Source organism: Candidatus Thiopontia autotrophica, from assembly GCF_982804495.1.
This window is the reverse complement of the sequence record NZ_CEYDPX010000011.1, coordinates 21251-36937: the sequence shown is the minus strand read 5'-3', so window position 1 is coordinate 36937 and position 15687 is coordinate 21251. Positions and strand designations below refer to the sequence as shown.

General features: G+C 48.4%; 16 protein-coding genes. 9 read left to right on the top strand and 7 right to left on the bottom strand.

Annotated elements, in window-relative coordinates; all coding sequences use genetic code 11:
* Position 1 precedes the first annotated feature (1 nt).
* A complete protein-coding gene (gene aceE, locus AC3ZFK_RS04860) occupies positions 2–2656 on the bottom strand; it encodes a pyruvate dehydrogenase (acetyl-transferring), homodimeric type (RefSeq protein WP_487506700.1) in 2655 nt (884 codons plus the stop codon).
* 327 nt (positions 2657–2983) lie between these two features.
* Here aceE and pyrC point away from each other — a divergent pair, with 327 nt between their 5' ends.
* Entirely contained in the window at positions 2984–4027 is a 1044-nt protein-coding gene (gene pyrC, locus AC3ZFK_RS04855) for a dihydroorotase (protein ID WP_487506702.1), read from the top strand.
* Between the two features lie 176 nt (positions 4028–4203).
* On the opposite strand, the gene AC3ZFK_RS04850 is transcribed toward pyrC, so the two are convergent.
* Positions 4204–4740 (bottom strand): RNA pyrophosphohydrolase, encoded by a 537-nt coding sequence (locus tag AC3ZFK_RS04850; protein WP_487506703.1) that lies wholly within the window; start codon positions 4738–4740, stop codon positions 4204–4206.
* A gap of 102 nt (positions 4741–4842) precedes the next feature.
* On the opposite strand from AC3ZFK_RS04850, the gene AC3ZFK_RS04845 reads away from it, so the two are divergent.
* Complete coding sequence (locus tag AC3ZFK_RS04845; RefSeq protein ID WP_487506704.1) at positions 4843–5499, top strand: histidinol-phosphatase; 657 nt, start codon at positions 4843–4845, stop codon at positions 5497–5499.
* A 29-nt stretch (positions 5500–5528) separates the two neighbouring features.
* Positions 5529–6038 (top strand): protoporphyrinogen oxidase HemJ, encoded by a 510-nt coding sequence (hemJ, locus tag AC3ZFK_RS04840; protein ID WP_487506705.1) that lies wholly within the window; start codon positions 5529–5531, stop codon positions 6036–6038.
* On the opposite strand, the gene AC3ZFK_RS04835 is transcribed toward hemJ, so the two are convergent.
* Positions 6035–6397, bottom strand: a complete 363-nt coding sequence (locus AC3ZFK_RS04835) for a HesB/IscA family protein (protein WP_487506706.1) — start codon at positions 6395–6397, stop codon at positions 6035–6037. The genes hemJ and AC3ZFK_RS04835 overlap by 4 nt on opposite strands.
* A gap of 164 nt (positions 6398–6561) precedes the next feature.
* On the opposite strand from AC3ZFK_RS04835, the gene proC reads away from it, so the two are divergent.
* From proC to AC3ZFK_RS04810, 5 genes are all read left to right on the top strand, one after another.
* Positions 6562–7389: a pyrroline-5-carboxylate reductase gene (proC, locus tag AC3ZFK_RS04830; RefSeq protein WP_487506707.1), complete on the top strand. Its 828-nt coding sequence runs from the start codon at positions 6562–6564 to the stop codon at positions 7387–7389.
* A gap of 5 nt (positions 7390–7394) precedes the next feature.
* Positions 7395–7964, top strand: a complete 570-nt coding sequence (locus AC3ZFK_RS04825; protein ID WP_487506708.1) for a YggT family protein — start codon at positions 7395–7397, stop codon at positions 7962–7964.
* A gap of 61 nt (positions 7965–8025) precedes the next feature.
* Positions 8026–9174, top strand: a complete 1149-nt coding sequence (gene metX / locus AC3ZFK_RS04820; protein WP_487506709.1) for a homoserine O-succinyltransferase MetX — start codon at positions 8026–8028, stop codon at positions 9172–9174.
* On the top strand, positions 9171–9788 hold the full coding sequence (gene metW, locus AC3ZFK_RS04815; RefSeq protein ID WP_487506710.1) for a methionine biosynthesis protein MetW: 618 nt from the start codon (positions 9171–9173) through the stop codon (positions 9786–9788). The genes metX and metW overlap by 4 nt, the downstream gene beginning before the upstream one ends.
* A 114-nt stretch (positions 9789–9902) precedes the next feature.
* Positions 9903–10382 carry a DUF4426 domain-containing protein gene (locus tag AC3ZFK_RS04810; protein WP_487506711.1) on the top strand — a complete coding sequence of 160 codons (480 nt, stop codon included), beginning with the start codon at positions 9903–9905 and terminating at the stop codon, positions 10380–10382.
* Positions 10383–10491: 109 nt separating this feature from the next.
* Here the strand turns inward: AC3ZFK_RS04810 and AC3ZFK_RS04805 are convergent, their stop codons facing one another.
* Both AC3ZFK_RS04805 and AC3ZFK_RS04800 read right to left on the bottom strand, forming a co-directional pair.
* Positions 10492–12501 carry a bifunctional aldolase/short-chain dehydrogenase gene (locus tag AC3ZFK_RS04805; RefSeq protein WP_487506712.1) on the bottom strand — a complete coding sequence of 670 codons (2010 nt, stop codon included), beginning with the start codon at positions 12499–12501 and terminating at the stop codon, positions 10492–10494.
* A gap of 14 nt (positions 12502–12515) precedes the next feature.
* Positions 12516–13898: an AmpG family muropeptide MFS transporter gene (locus AC3ZFK_RS04800; RefSeq protein ID WP_487506714.1), complete on the bottom strand. Its 1383-nt coding sequence runs from the start codon at positions 13896–13898 to the stop codon at positions 12516–12518.
* Between the two features lie 89 nt (positions 13899–13987).
* On the opposite strand from AC3ZFK_RS04800, the gene pyrE reads away from it, so the two are divergent.
* The gene (gene pyrE, locus AC3ZFK_RS04795) at positions 13988–14629 is read left to right on the top strand and encodes an orotate phosphoribosyltransferase (protein ID WP_487506715.1); all 642 of its coding nucleotides are present in this window, start codon (positions 13988–13990) and stop codon (positions 14627–14629) included.
* A gap of 96 nt (positions 14630–14725) precedes the next feature.
* On the opposite strand, the gene AC3ZFK_RS04790 is transcribed toward pyrE, so the two are convergent.
* Positions 14726–14854 (bottom strand): hypothetical protein, encoded by a 129-nt coding sequence (locus tag AC3ZFK_RS04790; protein ID WP_487506716.1) that lies wholly within the window; start codon positions 14852–14854, stop codon positions 14726–14728.
* 13 nt (positions 14855–14867) lie between these two features.
* On the bottom strand, positions 14868–15539 hold the full coding sequence (locus AC3ZFK_RS04785; RefSeq protein ID WP_487506717.1) for an MlaC/ttg2D family ABC transporter substrate-binding protein: 672 nt from the start codon (positions 15537–15539) through the stop codon (positions 14868–14870).
* Positions 15540–15687 lie beyond the last annotated feature (148 nt).

Sequence of the window (15687 nt, the reverse complement as noted above, 5' to 3'; positions counted from 1 at the left end):
GTTATCGAGTCACTGGATTGGCACGATCAGCATCAATGCCATACTTGCTGATCGCCTCCGCAACCACTGAGCCATCAATTGAGTCCTCATCTGCCAGCGCCTTCAGGGCTGCCACCACCACATGATTTCGATCTACCTCAAAGAAATCTCGCAGCTTCTCGCGGGTATCACTGCGCCCAAAGCCATCCGTACCCAGAGTCTCATAATGACCCGGGATAAAGTCACGAATCTGCTCTGCATAGAGGCGGATATAGTCGGTAGAGGCGATGACAGGACCACTGGCTTCAGCCAGCGACTGCGCAACAAAACTCTCTCTTGGTGTTTCGGTTGGATGGAGTCGATTCCAGCGCGCCACATCCTGTCCCTCTCGCGCCAGCTCGTTAAAGCTGGTTACACTCCAGATATCAGAGGTGACACCCCAATCGGACTGCAGCATCTCGCTTGCTGCCTCGACCTCACGCAGAATGGCACCGCTCCCCATCAACTGGACGTGGAGCGTGCCGCTCTCCATCTTGCGAAGTGGATAGATCCCCTTGATGACCCCCTCTTCCACCCCTTCCGGCATATCTGGGTGGGCATAATTCTCGTTCATCACCGCAATATAGTAGAAGACGTTCTCCTGCTCTGCATACATCCGACGCAGACCATCCTGAATAATGATTGCTAGCTCATAGGTATAGGTTGGGTCGTAGGAGATACAGTTGGGGATGGTTCCGGCGAAGATATGGCTATGGCCATCCTGGTGCTGTAGCCCCTCGCCATTAAGGGTGGTTCTGCCCGCAGTTCCACCTATCATGAAGCCACGTGCCTGCATATCACCAGCCGCCCACGCCAGATCACCAATACGCTGGAATCCAAACATCGAGTAGTAGATATAGAATGGAATCATGCTGATGCCGTGGTTGGTATAGGAGGTGGCTGCTGCCATCCACTCCGCCATTGCCCCGGCCTCATTGATCCCCTCCTGCAGGATCTGCCCCTTGGTATCCTCGCGATACCACATTACTTTGTCAGAGTCCTCCGGCTCATAGAGCTGACCAGACGAGGAGTAGATGCCAAGCTGACGGAACATCCCCTCCATTCCGAAGGTACGGGCCTCATCCGGGACGATTGGCACCACATGGTTACCGATCTTCTTGTCTCTTGCCAAAGTAGAGAGCATGCGCACAAAAGCCATGGTGGTAGAGAGTTCCCGTTTGCCACTGCCCTTGGTAAGTGCCTCAAAAGCATCCAGCCCCGGAATCTCCAGTGGCTCATCATCCTGTCTGCGCTCCGGTAGATATCCACCCAACTCCTTGCGACGCTGGTGGAGATATTTAAGCTCCTCACTATCCTTCTCCGGGCAGATAAATGGAATCTCCTCCATCTCTGCATCGGAGACCGGAATACTGAAGCGGTCACGGAAACGGCGCATATGCTCCAGCCCCATCTTCTTCTGGGAGTGGGTTGCATTCTGCCCCTCACCAGCCTCACCCATTCCATACCCCTTGACCGTCTTGGCGAGGATAACAGTGGGCTGCCCCTTGTGTGCCTTGGCTGCACTATAGGCTGCATAAATTTTGCGGGGATCGTGGCCGCCACGCTGTAGCTTCCAGATATCCTGATCTGTCATATCGGAGACAAGATCAAGCAGCTCCGGATATTTGCCAAAGAAGTGTTTGCGAACGAAGGCTCCATCCTTTGATTTGTAAGCCTGATAGTCACCATCGACCACCTCTTCCATCCGCTTCAGCAGCAGACCGCTCTTGTCTTTCGTCAACAGGGCATCCCAACCAGAGCCCCAGATAACCTTGATTACATTCCAACCTGCACCACGGAACAGAGCCTCCAGCTCCTGAATAATCTTGCCATTGCCACGGACCGGGCCATCCAGCCGCTGCAGGTTACAGTTGATGACAAAGGTGAGATTATCGAGCTTCTCACGCCCAGCCAGGGTCACCGCACCCAGCGACTCAGGCTCATCCATCTCACCATCACCAAGGTAGGCCCAGACCTGACGCCCTTCGGTATCCAGCACCTCCCGATGGTGGAGGTACTTCATAAAGCGGGCCTGATAGATTGACTGAATCGGCCCCAGACCCATGGAGACTGTCGGGAACTGCCAGAAGTCACGCATCAACCAGGGGTGCGGATATGACGAGATCCCCTTGCCGTCGGACTCAAAACGGAAATTTTCCAGCTGTTCCCTGGTGATGCGCCCCTCCAGATATGCACGAGAATAGACCCCGGGGGCGATATGGCCCTGGAAGAAGACCAGATCTCCCCCCTTCTCTGCATCGTTACCCTGAAAGAAGTGGTTAAAACCGACATCATAGAGGGTGGCCGAGGAGGCAAAGCTGGCAATATGGCCGCCCACATTTCCGGGGCGGTGGTTTGCCTTGACTACGATGGCCATCGCATTCCAGCGAATATATGCACGCAGTTTATGCTCCAGTGATTGATCCCCTGGAATCCTCTTCTGTTGTGCGACAGGAATGGTATTAACGTAGGCTGTATTGGAGCTGTAGGGCAGGTTTGCCCCTGAGCGGCGAGCCCGGTCAATCATCTTCTCGATCAGATAGTGGGCGCGGTCCGAGCCCTCAAATTCAATAACAGACTCCAGCGCCTCCAGCCACTCCTGAGTCTCCTGTGGATCCTTATCACTCATCTCTGACATTGATAGCCTCTTGGATATAAATAGTTGGCAATTGACGATTAAGGCATCACCCTGAATAAGTCAATATTAATGGATAGTATGATCGTTTTTTTGGCTGAATAGGTCAAGGAAACCTATTACCCAAATCCACAGATAGAAACATGAATACTGCACAACATCTTGACCCATATAGCAATATTTGCTTCCTTGGGTGTATCAATAAGTACACCGCGCGGAATCAAATTTGCTCTATGGATCAATCTGTTGCACATTATCCTACGTTTCTATCTGGGGATTTGGGTATTATTTTTAGAGGAAAAAGCCGGTAAATTGTGACATGATTTGATAATGACCAACTCCATCACAATTGTACGCCCAGATGACTGGCACCTCCATCTCAGAGATGGTGACGCAATGAGCTCGGTGGTACGAGACAGTGCAGAACGCTTTGGTCGCGCCATCATAATGCCAAATCTCTCTCCACCAGTAACAACTGTAACTGCAGCACTCCAGTATAGAGATAGAATTCTTGCGCAGATACCAGATCATATGGCATTTGAACCACTGATGACCCTCTACCTTACTGACAACACGGATCCTGGAGAGATCAGGTCGGCGGTCGATAGTGGACAGATTACAGCAGCCAAACTATACCCTGCCGGAGCAACAACAAATTCCGACTCTGGAGTAACCGATATCTCAAACATCATGGGTGTCCTTGAGATGATGGCTGAGGTTAATCTGCCTCTGCTCGTGCATGGTGAGGTCACCAATCCAGAGATTGATATATTTGATCGTGAGGCTATCTTTATTGAACAAACTCTTGCCCCCCTTGCCGAGAGACTACCATCGCTACGTATAGTGCTTGAGCATATTACCACTATCAGTGGTGTCCAGTTTGTACAGGAGTCATCGGAAAATATTGCGGCAACCATTACCGCACATCATCTATTAATGAATAGAAACGCCATATTCAGTGGCGGAATCAACCCTCATCACTACTGTCTTCCCGTTCTTAAACGAGAGCAACACCGGGTTGCGCTTGTTGAAGCTGCGACCAGCGGCAATAGAAAGTTTTTTTCAGGAACCGATAGTGCCCCCCACTCCCGCAGTGCTAAAGAGAGCAGTTGCGGCTGTGCCGGCATGTATACGGCTCACGCAGCGGTTGAGCTTTATGCAGAGGCCTTTGATCAGGCTGGAGCTCTGGATAAATTAGAGGGATTTGCCAGTTTCCATGGTGCAGATTTTTATAATCTGCCCAGAAACAGGGAGAAAATCACTCTGGAGAGAAAAGAGTGGATTGTGCCTTCCGAACTGCCATTTGGAGATGACACCCTGATCCCTCTTCGTGCCAATGATAAAGTTCTGTGGAGCATCCTTCAGCAACACTAAGGCATAGCTAAGGAGGCTCTGATTAAGTCACTTCGTGACCCAATCAGATCTCCCTTACAAGTTATTCTATGGGGGAAGGGTTATGGTTCAGTATGTTACAACAACACCTATAGAGCCCTTCCCCCAAACCCCCATCCCATTAAGCTTTTTCAGAGGTTCCCTAAATCTTCGGCGGGCTAAGATTTGCTGTTTTTTGATCTACAAGAGAGTCGATACTTGTCTGGCAACCTTCGTCCGCCTTTAGGTAGACCCAAGTGAGATAGCTCGCAAAGTGCATTACGGTAGACACTACGCTTGAAGTAGACAACATCGCCAATTGGATCCCAGTAATCTACCCAGCGCCAGGCATCAAATTCAGGATGACTCACACTATTCAGCTTCACCTCCGAGTCGTGTGAAACCAGGCGTAACAGGAACCATTTCTGCTTCTGTCCTATACAGAGTGGACTTTGCCCTCCACGAATACAGCGTTTTGGTAGCCTGTATTTGAGCCAGCCACGAGTCTGTCCCAGCAGCTCAACATGCTCCGGCAACAACCCGATCTCCTCGTGCAACTCTCGGTAGAGAGCATCTTCTGGTGTCTCATTCTCATCAATACCGCCCTGTGGAAACTGCCACCCATCCTGGCCAATGCGGCGCCCCCAGAAAAGCTTACCCTCTCTATTGATGACAATAATCCCTACATTGGGACGATATCCACTTTCATCAATCACTTGTACAAACCACGCAAATTATTTTTGTTATCAAACGTTTTTACTATTGCATTGGAGTCTATCACAGAAGTGTAACGGAGGCGCTTCCTGTACAATGCGCTGATGGCACTGGCTATTTTTGATCTCGACAACACCCTGATTGGTGGGGACAGCGACCACCTTTGGGGGGAATTTCTGATTCGTCACAATTATGTAGATGGCGAGTTCTATCAAAAAGAGAATGATCGCTTCTATAGAGAGTACCAGCATGGCAGTCTTGATATACACGACTGGCTTGAGTTTCAGCTCAAACCCCTTGCTGCCCACTCGCTCACAGAACTGCAACAGTGGCGTAAGGATTTCATCGAAGAGGAGATACACCCAATTCTTCTACCCAAGGCTGCCGAGTTAATCGATACTCATCGCCGCAAAGGGGACAGATTATTGATCATCACAGCAACCAACAGCTTCATTACAGAACCAATCGCCTCAATACTGGGGATTACAGATCTCATTGCCACTGATCCAGAGTTGATAGATGGAGAGTACACTGGTGCTGTTTATGGTATTCCGTCATATCAGGATGGGAAAATTGACAGATTAAACAGCTGGCTTAAACAGCAGGATGTCACCATGGATGGAAGCTGTTTTTACAGCGACTCTCACAACGATCTTCCTCTACTGAAAATTGTCGATAATCCTGTAGCGGTTGATCCGGACAATATATTGATGGATACGGCAAAAGAGAGAGAGTGGCCAATTATCTCTCTGCGCAGTTAAGATACTCATGAACAGATGAGCATGGATCAATGAATAGAGCCTTTTTGAGAATAGTTCAACCAATAATACTGGCAGTTGTTGTCGGCATATTCTATCTACTCTTTAGAGATAGTTTTGCTACTGCCAAGGTTATCCACCTGCTTGCTCTTATCTCCTGGTTTGCCGGACTCTTCTATCTGCCCCGTCTCTTTGTCTACCATGCAATGACAGATGAAGATGCCGTGGATCAGAATCTTAAGATCATGGAGCACAAGCTCTTCTACTACATTATGACCCCGGCCATGGTGCTCACTCTATTGGCTGGATTCTGGATGGTAGAGCTTTGGCAGTGGACTATGCCGGGGTGGCTCCACTCCAAGCTTGGATTGGTACTGCTACTGGTAATCTACCACTACCAGTGTTGGAGATACCTCAATATGTTCAAAAGTGGCAACAATCAGAAAAGTCACACCTATTACCGGATATTTAACGAGATACCAACACTGCTACTGATTGGTATTGTTGTCTTGGTTGTTGTGAAACCAGCCATGAATTATTAAGAACAACCACCACCTGCAGAGCCGCATGTTCCGCATCCACTATCAGCAGGAGCCTTGGTGTTATTGAAGACAAAACTTGGGCCCTGTGGGCCATTAACATAGTCAATCTCTACACCATCCAGAGTTGCCAGGCACTGTGGGTCAACATAGATATTCAGCGCATCAGATTCAAGCACCGCATCTTCATCCCCTACTGAGTCGGCAAATGTCATCCCCCACTGGGTGCCACTGCAGCCACTACCGGCAACATATATACGAACACCCTTGATCTCATCATTATCTTCACTCTTCAGAAGAGCTGCTAACTGCTGCTCAGCATCACTGGAAATCTTGAACTCATCACTTACTGCTACTGCCATTACTCTAAAACCTCTTTTCAATTCATTAGGATCGGCTGATTGTACCACCTTATCAACAAAGATGAAGTATTTCCTGACCATTTTAGTGCGAAATAATCTGGTCTGTACAATGTTGCATACTAAACTATGGCCAAGATCTTGTGCGAACGATAGAATCAACCATTATGAAAAACAGAACAATTGCATTTATTGGTGGCGGGAATATGGCATTCAGCCTGATTGGTGGCCTGGTTGCCGGAAACTGCCCAGGATCCAATATCCACGTATCTGATCCAAAACAGGAGTCTCTGGATACCATGGAGAGAGAGTTTGGAATAGTGCCATTTCTTGATGACAACAAATCTGCAATAGATGGGGTTGATGCTATTGTGCTAGCAGTTAAGCCTCAGATCATGAGCGCTGTTGTAGCAGAGATTAGTGACAGCATAAATGGGACGCCTCTGATTATCTCGATAGCTGCCGGCATCAGAGAGGGCGACCTGCAAAGATGGCTTGGAGGCGGCTGTGCAATAGTCCGCACCATGCCCAACACTCCAGCACTGCTACAGAGCGGAGCTACAGGCCTCTATGCCAACTCTATGGTCTCTGCTGAGCAGAAAGAGCTGGCCGAATCCATTATGCGATCTGTCGGAATTACTGCCTGGCTGAGTGAAGAGAGCCAACTTGATGCCGTAACTGCACTATCTGGAAGTGGCCCAGCCTACTTCTTTCTATTAATGGAGGCGATGGAAGCTGCCGGGGTTGAAATGGGGATACCAGATGAGACTGCTCGCATGCTGACACTTCAGACCGCATTTGGTGCCGCCAAGATGGCTCTGGAGAGCCCTGAAAGCAGTAGCGAACTGCGCAACAAGGTAACCTCCCCTGGCGGCACTACCGAACAGGCAATCAACACTTTTCATGATGGTGGCTTTGATGAACTGGTATCAAGAGCTCTAACTTCTGCACGAGATCGCTCCATCGAGCTGGCTGATATCCTGGGAGAAAAATAGGAACTATGATGTCGCATACCTCCAGCGCCGGACTATTTCTGCTACAGACAATATTTTCGCTTATTACCCTGGTTGCTCTATTGCGTTTTCTATTCCAGTTAATGCGTGTTGATTTCTATAATCAGATCTCACAAACAGTCTCGCGAATAAGTGATCCTCTACTGCGGCCACTACGCAGACTCATACCGGCCACCAGACGAATTGATGGCGCCTCCCTTACTCTGTTGCTCGCCATGCAGATGCTATCCATTGCAACACTTTATGGCATAGACATTAATCCACTAGGACTGCTTATGGTAGCAATGGCAGAGATTCTCTCGTTAACTGCCACTGTATTTACCTGGTCTATTATTGTTTTGGTAATCATGAGCTGGATCCAACCACAGACACGCCATCCAGCCATATCTCTTCTGCACCAGTTGACTGCCCCAATTATGCAACCTCTGCAGAGAGCCCTGCCGGCAACAGGAAGCGGGATTGATCTCTCCCCAATTCTGGCGCTGTTTGCAATCAAACTTGTCGAGTTCATGCTGGTTGCACCCCTAAGGGATCTTGCTGCAATCTTTATAAGGTAATCAATACCCAGATATTCCAGCAGTGATTGCGCCAACCACAAAGTGTCATTAAACTCTTGCCATGCCTGAGCATATTCCAGAAGACTCTGTTGGTCTTGTTACCCCACAAAAAATCAACTTCAGCCAGCCGCTGAAGCTGACAAGCGGACACACGCTGCCATCCTATGACCTGATCTACGAGACTTATGGCAAACTAAATACCGATAAAAGCAATGCGATCCTCATCTGTCATGCGCTCTCTGGGAGCCACCATGCTGCCGGATATCACAGCATGGATGATCGCAAGCCGGGGTGGTGGGATGTGGCTATTGGTCCTGGCAAACCAATTGACACCAACAGATTCTTTGTAATCTGCCCAAATAACCTTGGGGGGTGTGACGGATCAACAGGGCCAACTACCATCAACCCGGAGACTGGGCTCCCTTACGGACCAGATTTTCCAATCATCACTGTCGAGGATTGGGTGCATAGCCAGGCACGCCTGGCCGATGAACTTGATATTCACATATGGGCCGCCGTCATCGGTGCCAGCCTTGGAGGCATGCAGGTACTGCAGTGGAGCATTACCTTTCCAGATAGGATTAAACATGCTGTTGTCATAGCTGCATCTTCCAAACTGACGGCTCAGAATATTGCCTTTAATGAAGTTGCGCGCCAGGCAATTCGTACAGATCCTGACTTTCATGGGGGGCGCTACCTTGAACATGAAACCATTCCAGAGAGAGGGTTGAGACTGGCCAGAATGCTGGGACATATCACCTATCTATCTGATGAATCAATGGGGGCAAAATTTGGGCGTGAGTTACGTGAGGAGCAACTCAACTACGATTATGGTGTTGAGTTCCAGGTAGAGAGCTATCTGCGTTATCAGGCTGACTCTTTTGTTGGGAAGTTTGACGCCAACACCTATCTACTAATGACCAAGGCACTGGACTATTTTGACCCTGCACATACGCATGGCAATGACCTGCCCGAAGCACTCAACAAAGTCACTGCAAAATTCTGCGTTATATCGTTTACCAGTGACTGGAGGTTCTCACCAAAACGGTCACAGGAGTTGGTGCGCGCACTCCTGGATAATGACCTGAACGTCAGTTATGTGGAGATTACTGCGCACCAGGGACATGACGCTTTTCTTATGCCAATCCCTCACTATATTGATATCTTCCACACCTATATGAAACGAATTGATAGTGGTGACTTACCATGACCGCTCTACGTCCTGACCAGGAGATGATATGCAGATGGATTCATCCCAAGAGCAGGATTCTTGATCTCGGCTGTGGAGATGGTCTCCTCTTAAGGTATCTGATGGATCATCTCGATGTTGAGGGTTATGGCATGGAACTGGATGACAGCAAGATACTAAACAGTCTCGAGAATGGGGTAAATGTCATCCAGTCAGATCTGGATCACGGGCTGTCAGACTATTTTGATGATGACTCATTTGACTACGTGATAATGAGTCTGACCCTGCAGGCCATGAACTTTCCTGATCAGCTACTTGATGAGATGTTACGGGTTGGCAAACAGGGAATCATCACATTTCCAAATTTTGGCTACTGGAAAAACCGCCTGCAACTGATGTTTCATGGCAAGATGCCAGTAACCAAGGCGCTTCCCAACCGCTGGTACAACACCCCCAATATACATCTCTGTACTGTGTCTGATTTTGAAAAGCTTTGTGAGAAAAAGGGAATTCGAATCCTGCAGCGCTCAGTCATAGACAACAGGCATCGTGAGCGGATGCTCTCCAGGATCTCTCCAAACCTGCTGGGTGAGACTGCCATCTATCGATTTGAAAGATTGCCATACCACTCATAACAGAAAGCAGAAAATCATGCGTAATCTCTCTTGATATTCCTCAATAATTGATACACTATTAGCAGGGTCAAATAATAAGAACAGCTGTAAACAGACGCGCAAGGAGAAGATAAAATGAGATTAAGATTTACCCTGTTAGCCCTTATATTCGGACTACTGGCTTCACTTCAGGCAAATGCGGAGCAGTCCGTCTCCTTCGGTGACTATACTGTCCACTACAACGCCTTCCGTTCAGACTCCATACCAGCGGAGGTTGCACATCGCCATGGGATTGTGCGCAGTAGCCATAGGGCAGTAATAAACATAACCGTCATGAAAAAACAGGAAGATAGCTCAGCCATTCCGGTATCTGCACGGGTCTGGGGCTCTACTACCAACCTCAACAACCAACTAAGCACTCTTCATTTCTTTCCTGTAAGTGAAAAAGATACTGTCTACTATCTTGATCAGTTCCGGATCGACAACAATGAGACCCTGAAATTCAAGATTCATGTCGATCCAAGCCAGTTCAGAACCGGGGTGAGTAATGTGGGTCACGAGAATGGGGGCACTGTAAAAACCATAGAGTTCTCTCAGACCTTCTATACCGGATAACTGACACATGTATAAATCCTTGCGAACGTAATCGCAAGGATTCATGACCAGCAAAAAGGCTACCCGGATGGATAGCCTTTTTTATGTGGCAAGATTACTGAATAACTCTCTAAATCACTCTCTCGTTACCCCCATCGACAGGAAGCTGTGCTGCAGTAGTTTTTGCAAAGAGTGGGCCACACATCTCCGCCGTCAACTCGGCAACATCATGGCTAGTTACCTCAACACCCAATACATTGCGTGTCTTGTATTGCTCAATAGTCATTCCGTAATGGTTCGCACGACTCTGCAATACATCATCTGTCCAGATTCCAGTATCAAATACTGCATCAGGATGAAGTGCATTTATACGTATTCCATCTACTCCCCACTCCAGTGCAGCAATCCTCATCAACTGAACAAGTGCCGCCTTTGATGCTGAGTAGGAGGCAGCCCCGGCCCCAGGGGCAGGGACATTTTTCGACCCCATAACCACCACGCGTCCACCATTTGGGGCCCTTTTCAGCAGTGGATAACAAGATCTCAACAGTGCCAGATTACTATCCAGATTAATTCGCATAACCTGTTGCCAGCTATCACTGTCGAGCTCTGCAATGCGGGTTCCCCCAGGAAACATACCGGCATTCAGTACCACCATATCGATGCCGCCGAAATATCTTACCCCCTGTTCCAGCGCCCTATTTTGCGCATCTTCATCTGCAAGGTCACAGCAGATGCCAAGAAATGCCGGTGATGAATTTTGCCCTACAATCTCCCGATTGATATCCAGACCAATAACCGCTGCCCCACGTGCAAGAAATGACTCTATACACGCCTTGCCAATACCTGATGCTGCACCGGTCACCATGACAACCTCTCCCTGGAACATCGGTGCTGCCCCGCCTTTTCTCAGTTTTGCCTGCTCAAGATCCCAGTACTCCAGATCAAAAATATCAGCTGCAGGAAGAGCACGCCATCCACCAAGTTTCTCTGCGCGCTGGATGCATACCATAGTATGTTCGTATAGATCAGAGACAATATTTGCCTCCTGCATACTCTTGCCAACCACACACAGTCCCAACTGCTTATCCAGCACTACCCGTGGCGCAGGATCCAGCATAGTCTTATCCTCACTGGCATTTGGTGCATGACTATTAAAGTATTCACGGTACTGACTGACATATCCACCAACAGATCTCCCGACCATTGGAACCATCTTGGTACGCAATACATGGTCTGGAGTAACTGGCCCTCTGGTGGAGATATCTTCAACATCGGAACGGTGGCAGAAATCAAACCCTCTGGCACTTTCCGTCATCTGCACCACCATTGGGTGACCAGCCGCAGATGATATATCTGCTCTAAGATCTGCCACATCAACTCTTACATCAGCCTCGACCTCTGTTGAGCTCTTCTTCTCAACTACCCATGCATCGTCCTGCTGCAGATTTTTCTCAGCCATCGAAACCAGCTCTATCATCCGCTCATATGACTCCTCTGCAGAGTCGCTAAAAGTAAATACTCCATGGTTCAACAGAACCATTCCTACCGTCTTCTCTGTTGCCTCTTGGACAAATGCCTCCCCAACCTGGCGTGCCAGATCAAAACCTGGCATCACATAGGGGACAACAATTACCCGCTCACCATATAGCTGCCGCACCCTCTCTTCCCCACCAACACTATTGGTCAGGGTTACAACCGCATCTGCATGGGTGTGGTCAACAAAACGAAACGGCAGAACTGCATGAAGAATAGTCTCAACCGATGGTGATGGTGCTCCAGCAAGAGTCATCTGGGTCTTGAGCTCATTTACCATCTCTGGATCACTTAGAGAGCCCAGTTTTGCCAGCTTCTTCATCGGCTCCAATCTAACTGGGGCAAACCCCTTGGCCTCAATGGTGGCCAGATCCCAACCACTGCCCTTCACATAGAGAATCTCCTCATCCTCACCAACCAGGTTAATCTCCGTCACCTTGACCGATGTATTTCCTCCTCCATGCAACACTAGCGTGGAGTCACGCCCCAACAGTCTTGAACTATATACCCGAAGATCCAGATCACTTTTGCACTCTGAGGCATCCTCACTATTCCAGAGAGACTTAATCTCTCTCTCTGCCTCATACACTAATTGCTCTTCCATCTATATCTATTTCCTTATGTATTGCCTGTCACGTTTGATCTGAGATGATGACCGATTCTCCACAGTAATAATAGTGCCGGCACTACCATTAATGAGGTCAGGATAAAAAATGTGACCCAGTCGCCATCCAGTCCATCTACCACCACTCCACTGAAAGAGGCAACAGTTGTTCTGCCAAGATTCCCCAGTGAGGCCATCAGTGCATACTGGGTTGCGGTATATGCCCTGCTGGTAAGATATGAGATAAAAGTAACAAAGGTTACCGTTGCGAAGGCGGAGGTGAAGTTATCAAGAACTACCGCTATGGCAAAAATTGTGGTGTCCGGACCAGAGAGTGCCAGCCACGAAAAGAGAAGATTGGTAGATGCCATTGCAATGCCGCCAATCATCAACCCACGGACAATTCCAAAACGGGCATTAAAGAGCCCTGCAACCAGAGAAAATATTATGGTCACCCACCACCCAACCAGTTTTGAGTAGGTGGCAATATCGCTATTGCTAAACCCTATCTCTTTATAAAAGACAATCGACATCCTCCCCAGAAATGCCTCTCCCAGCTTAAAGAGAAAGATAAAAGCCAACAGAGAAAATGCCAGCTTCCAGCCGTTCCGGCGGAAGAATTCGGCAAATGGCTCCATCACTGTGACTGCCCACCATGTCATCCAGTGACGACTCTGTCGAGAACCGATATGGTGCTCCTGTAGCTCCTCCTCATAATGGATCTCTGAATCATGTTGTACCTGATCTCTTCTGCTCTCTGGTTCACGTATCCCCCAGACCATCCAGGATAGTAGCGCCATCATAACTGCCAAAACCACGTACACCTCTGACCACTCCATCCCTGGAATATCTGACAGATAGAGCGCAACTGCCCCAGGGACACTAAATCCAGTCCACCATCCGCTTGTAGTAATGGCTGCCGCATACGGTATTCGACTGGTCTCATCACTACCTATAATCTCTATTCGGTAGGCATCTACTGCTATATCCTGAGTTGCCGAGGCCACTGCAATCAATAGTGCCAACAGGCTGGTCCATACCAGGCTCACCTCTGGCTCAGTCAACCCTATCGCAACCGCAGCCAGTGCAATAATCCACTGCATCACCACAATCCATGACCTGCGTTGCCCCAATCTCCTCCCCAATATTGGTACCCGCAGACGATCAAGCAGAGGGGCCCAGAGAAAATTGAGCGCATAGACTACAAAGACTGAACCGAAAAAGCCTATCGCTGTACGGGTAAGGGCAGCCTCTTGCAACCATGCAGTCATTGCAGAACCGATCAGTACCCATGGGAATCCACTGGAAAATCCAAGCAAAAATATCCAGAGCAGCCGTCTATCTCTGAACATGGAGAGAGCTTGGCCAATAGTTTCTGGGGGTCGCGTTAGATTCAAGAGAGTTTATCTACTAAAGGTATCTGAGTGGCGCTGAGTATATAATGGCTCCATCAGATACGCTATTTTTTAAGGGGTCACTGGGTACCATGCAAAGTTATAAAAAGGATTTCCTCGATTTTGCCATTGCGGCAGATGTTCTACGTTTTGGAGAGTTTACTCTCAAGTCAGGAAGGGTTAGCCCGTACTTCTTTAATGCCGGTCTCTTCAATACTGGAACTCACCTTGCACGTCTTGGAAAATATTATGCACAAGCAATTGTGGATAGCGGCATTGAATTTGATCTGCTCTATGGACCTGCCTACAAAGGGATCCCTCTGGCTGCAGTAACCGCTGTATATCTAACAGAGGATCATGGTCGTGACATCCCGTTTGCCTTTAACCGCAAAGAGGCCAAGGACCATGGTGAGGGTGGGATGATTGTTGGTGCACCATTGGAGGGACGCATCCTGGTAATCGATGACGTAATATCTGCAGGCACCTCGGTACGTGAATCTGTCGATATCATTCAGGCAAATGGGGCCAAATTCGCCGGCGTTGTAATCTCGCTGGATCGACAGGAGCGTGGGCAGGGAGAGATGTCTGCCATTCAGGAGGTTGAATCTCAATACGGGGTCAGTGTTGCCAGTATTGTAACCCTGACTGACCTGGTCACATACCTGCAGGATAGAGAGGATATGGCTGAATCTCTGGATAGAGTAAAAAAGTACCGTGAACAGTATGGTGCCTGAGTAATCTCCACACAGAAAGAGTCAACACAAAAAACCGAAGCCGGTTATAGAGTCCGGCTTCGGTTTTTTTGTTATATCTTCTGGTATTCTAGCCAACTACTTTTTACTGAATACCCCACCAAATACAGTCTTGCAGGTGTTTCTTGAGTAGGTGCGACAGTGCAATGCAAACACCCCCATCACTGCAATCACGCTAAAAATCACAAATATTACTGTTCCATTCATAAGTTACTTTTCCTTATCCGTCAGTTGTCTTTAATAGGGCATCAATTCCATAGCGCTGAGCAATCATCGCCAACTGTTTTCTGTAGTACATCACAGCGCTGTTGTTGTTTGCCGAGACGTCATATATTTTCCATCCTTTTTTGGTTGGATGAAAACGAAAGGTTATCTTTACCGGAAAACCTCGTGGATGAGTTATCCGTGCCGCAACACTCACCTCCTTACCAAAACGAGAACGTTTTGCCGGATAGAAGGTCACGCGATGATTTGTATATGCATAGGTCGCGATCTGTTGCCCAAGAGCTGTCATAAACATCTCTTTAAGTTTGTTGGAGAGTTTTTTGACCTGCTCATCACTCAGATCCTTGGACATCTTGCCAGTAGCCAGCCTGGTCATGTGTTCAAAATCAAAGTATGGGCCCAACTCCTTGTTGACAAAGTCTAATACATTGGAGAGATCTGTACTCCCAGTTCTACGCAGGTAAGAGAATGTCTGCTCCACTCCCTGCCGCAGCATTTGATCTGGTGTTGCCTTACGGATTGGCTGATAACGGCGCATTGGAACCGGTGCCTTGTATGGAGAACGGTATCCATAACGGTTGTAATAATCACCTGCCTCAGCTGCCGGTATCACCATCACTGCGCCCAGGATCATCATCCACACTCTTTGAATCAATCTCTGTTTCATCTAACTTCCTTCGCCTTTGCTTTCCTTGCCTGCTGGTAAAATTCCCCTCAACTTAAAAAATACCCAGTCTGAAAATCCATTTTCAATCAAGCCACCCGTTGGCAACTTGAGCTCCATGCGGAGCGACTGGGTAAGTGGAGGAAAACTA

Excerpts from the sequence above, each read along its gene's own strand:
- aceE (WP_487506700.1), bottom strand. The coding sequence starts at position 2,656 with ATGTCAGAGATGAGTGATAAGGATCCACAGGAGACTCAGGAGTGGCTG.
- pyrC (WP_487506702.1), top strand. The coding sequence starts at position 2,984 with ATGACCAACTCCATCACAATTGTACGCCCAGATGACTGGCACCTCCAT.
- AC3ZFK_RS04845 (WP_487506704.1), top strand. The coding sequence starts at position 4,843 with ATGGCACTGGCTATTTTTGATCTCGACAACACCCTGATTGGTGGGGAC.
- hemJ (WP_487506705.1), top strand. The coding sequence starts at position 5,529 with ATGAATAGAGCCTTTTTGAGAATAGTTCAACCAATAATACTGGCAGTT.
- AC3ZFK_RS04835 (WP_487506706.1), bottom strand. The coding sequence starts at position 6,397 with ATGGCAGTAGCAGTAAGTGATGAGTTCAAGATTTCCAGTGATGCTGAG.
- proC (WP_487506707.1), top strand. The coding sequence starts at position 6,562 with ATGAAAAACAGAACAATTGCATTTATTGGTGGCGGGAATATGGCATTC.
- AC3ZFK_RS04825 (WP_487506708.1), top strand. The coding sequence starts at position 7,395 with ATGATGTCGCATACCTCCAGCGCCGGACTATTTCTGCTACAGACAATA.
- metX (WP_487506709.1), top strand. The coding sequence starts at position 8,026 with ATGCCTGAGCATATTCCAGAAGACTCTGTTGGTCTTGTTACCCCACAA.
- metW (WP_487506710.1), top strand. The coding sequence starts at position 9,171 with ATGACCGCTCTACGTCCTGACCAGGAGATGATATGCAGATGGATTCAT.
- AC3ZFK_RS04810 (WP_487506711.1), top strand. The coding sequence starts at position 9,903 with ATGAGATTAAGATTTACCCTGTTAGCCCTTATATTCGGACTACTGGCT.
- AC3ZFK_RS04805 (WP_487506712.1), bottom strand. The coding sequence starts at position 12,501 with ATGGAAGAGCAATTAGTGTATGAGGCAGAGAGAGAGATTAAGTCTCTC.
- pyrE (WP_487506715.1), top strand. The coding sequence starts at position 13,988 with ATGCAAAGTTATAAAAAGGATTTCCTCGATTTTGCCATTGCGGCAGAT.
- AC3ZFK_RS04790 (WP_487506716.1), bottom strand. The coding sequence starts at position 14,854 with ATGAATGGAACAGTAATATTTGTGATTTTTAGCGTGATTGCAGTGATG.
- AC3ZFK_RS04785 (WP_487506717.1), bottom strand. The coding sequence starts at position 15,539 with ATGAAACAGAGATTGATTCAAAGAGTGTGGATGATGATCCTGGGCGCA.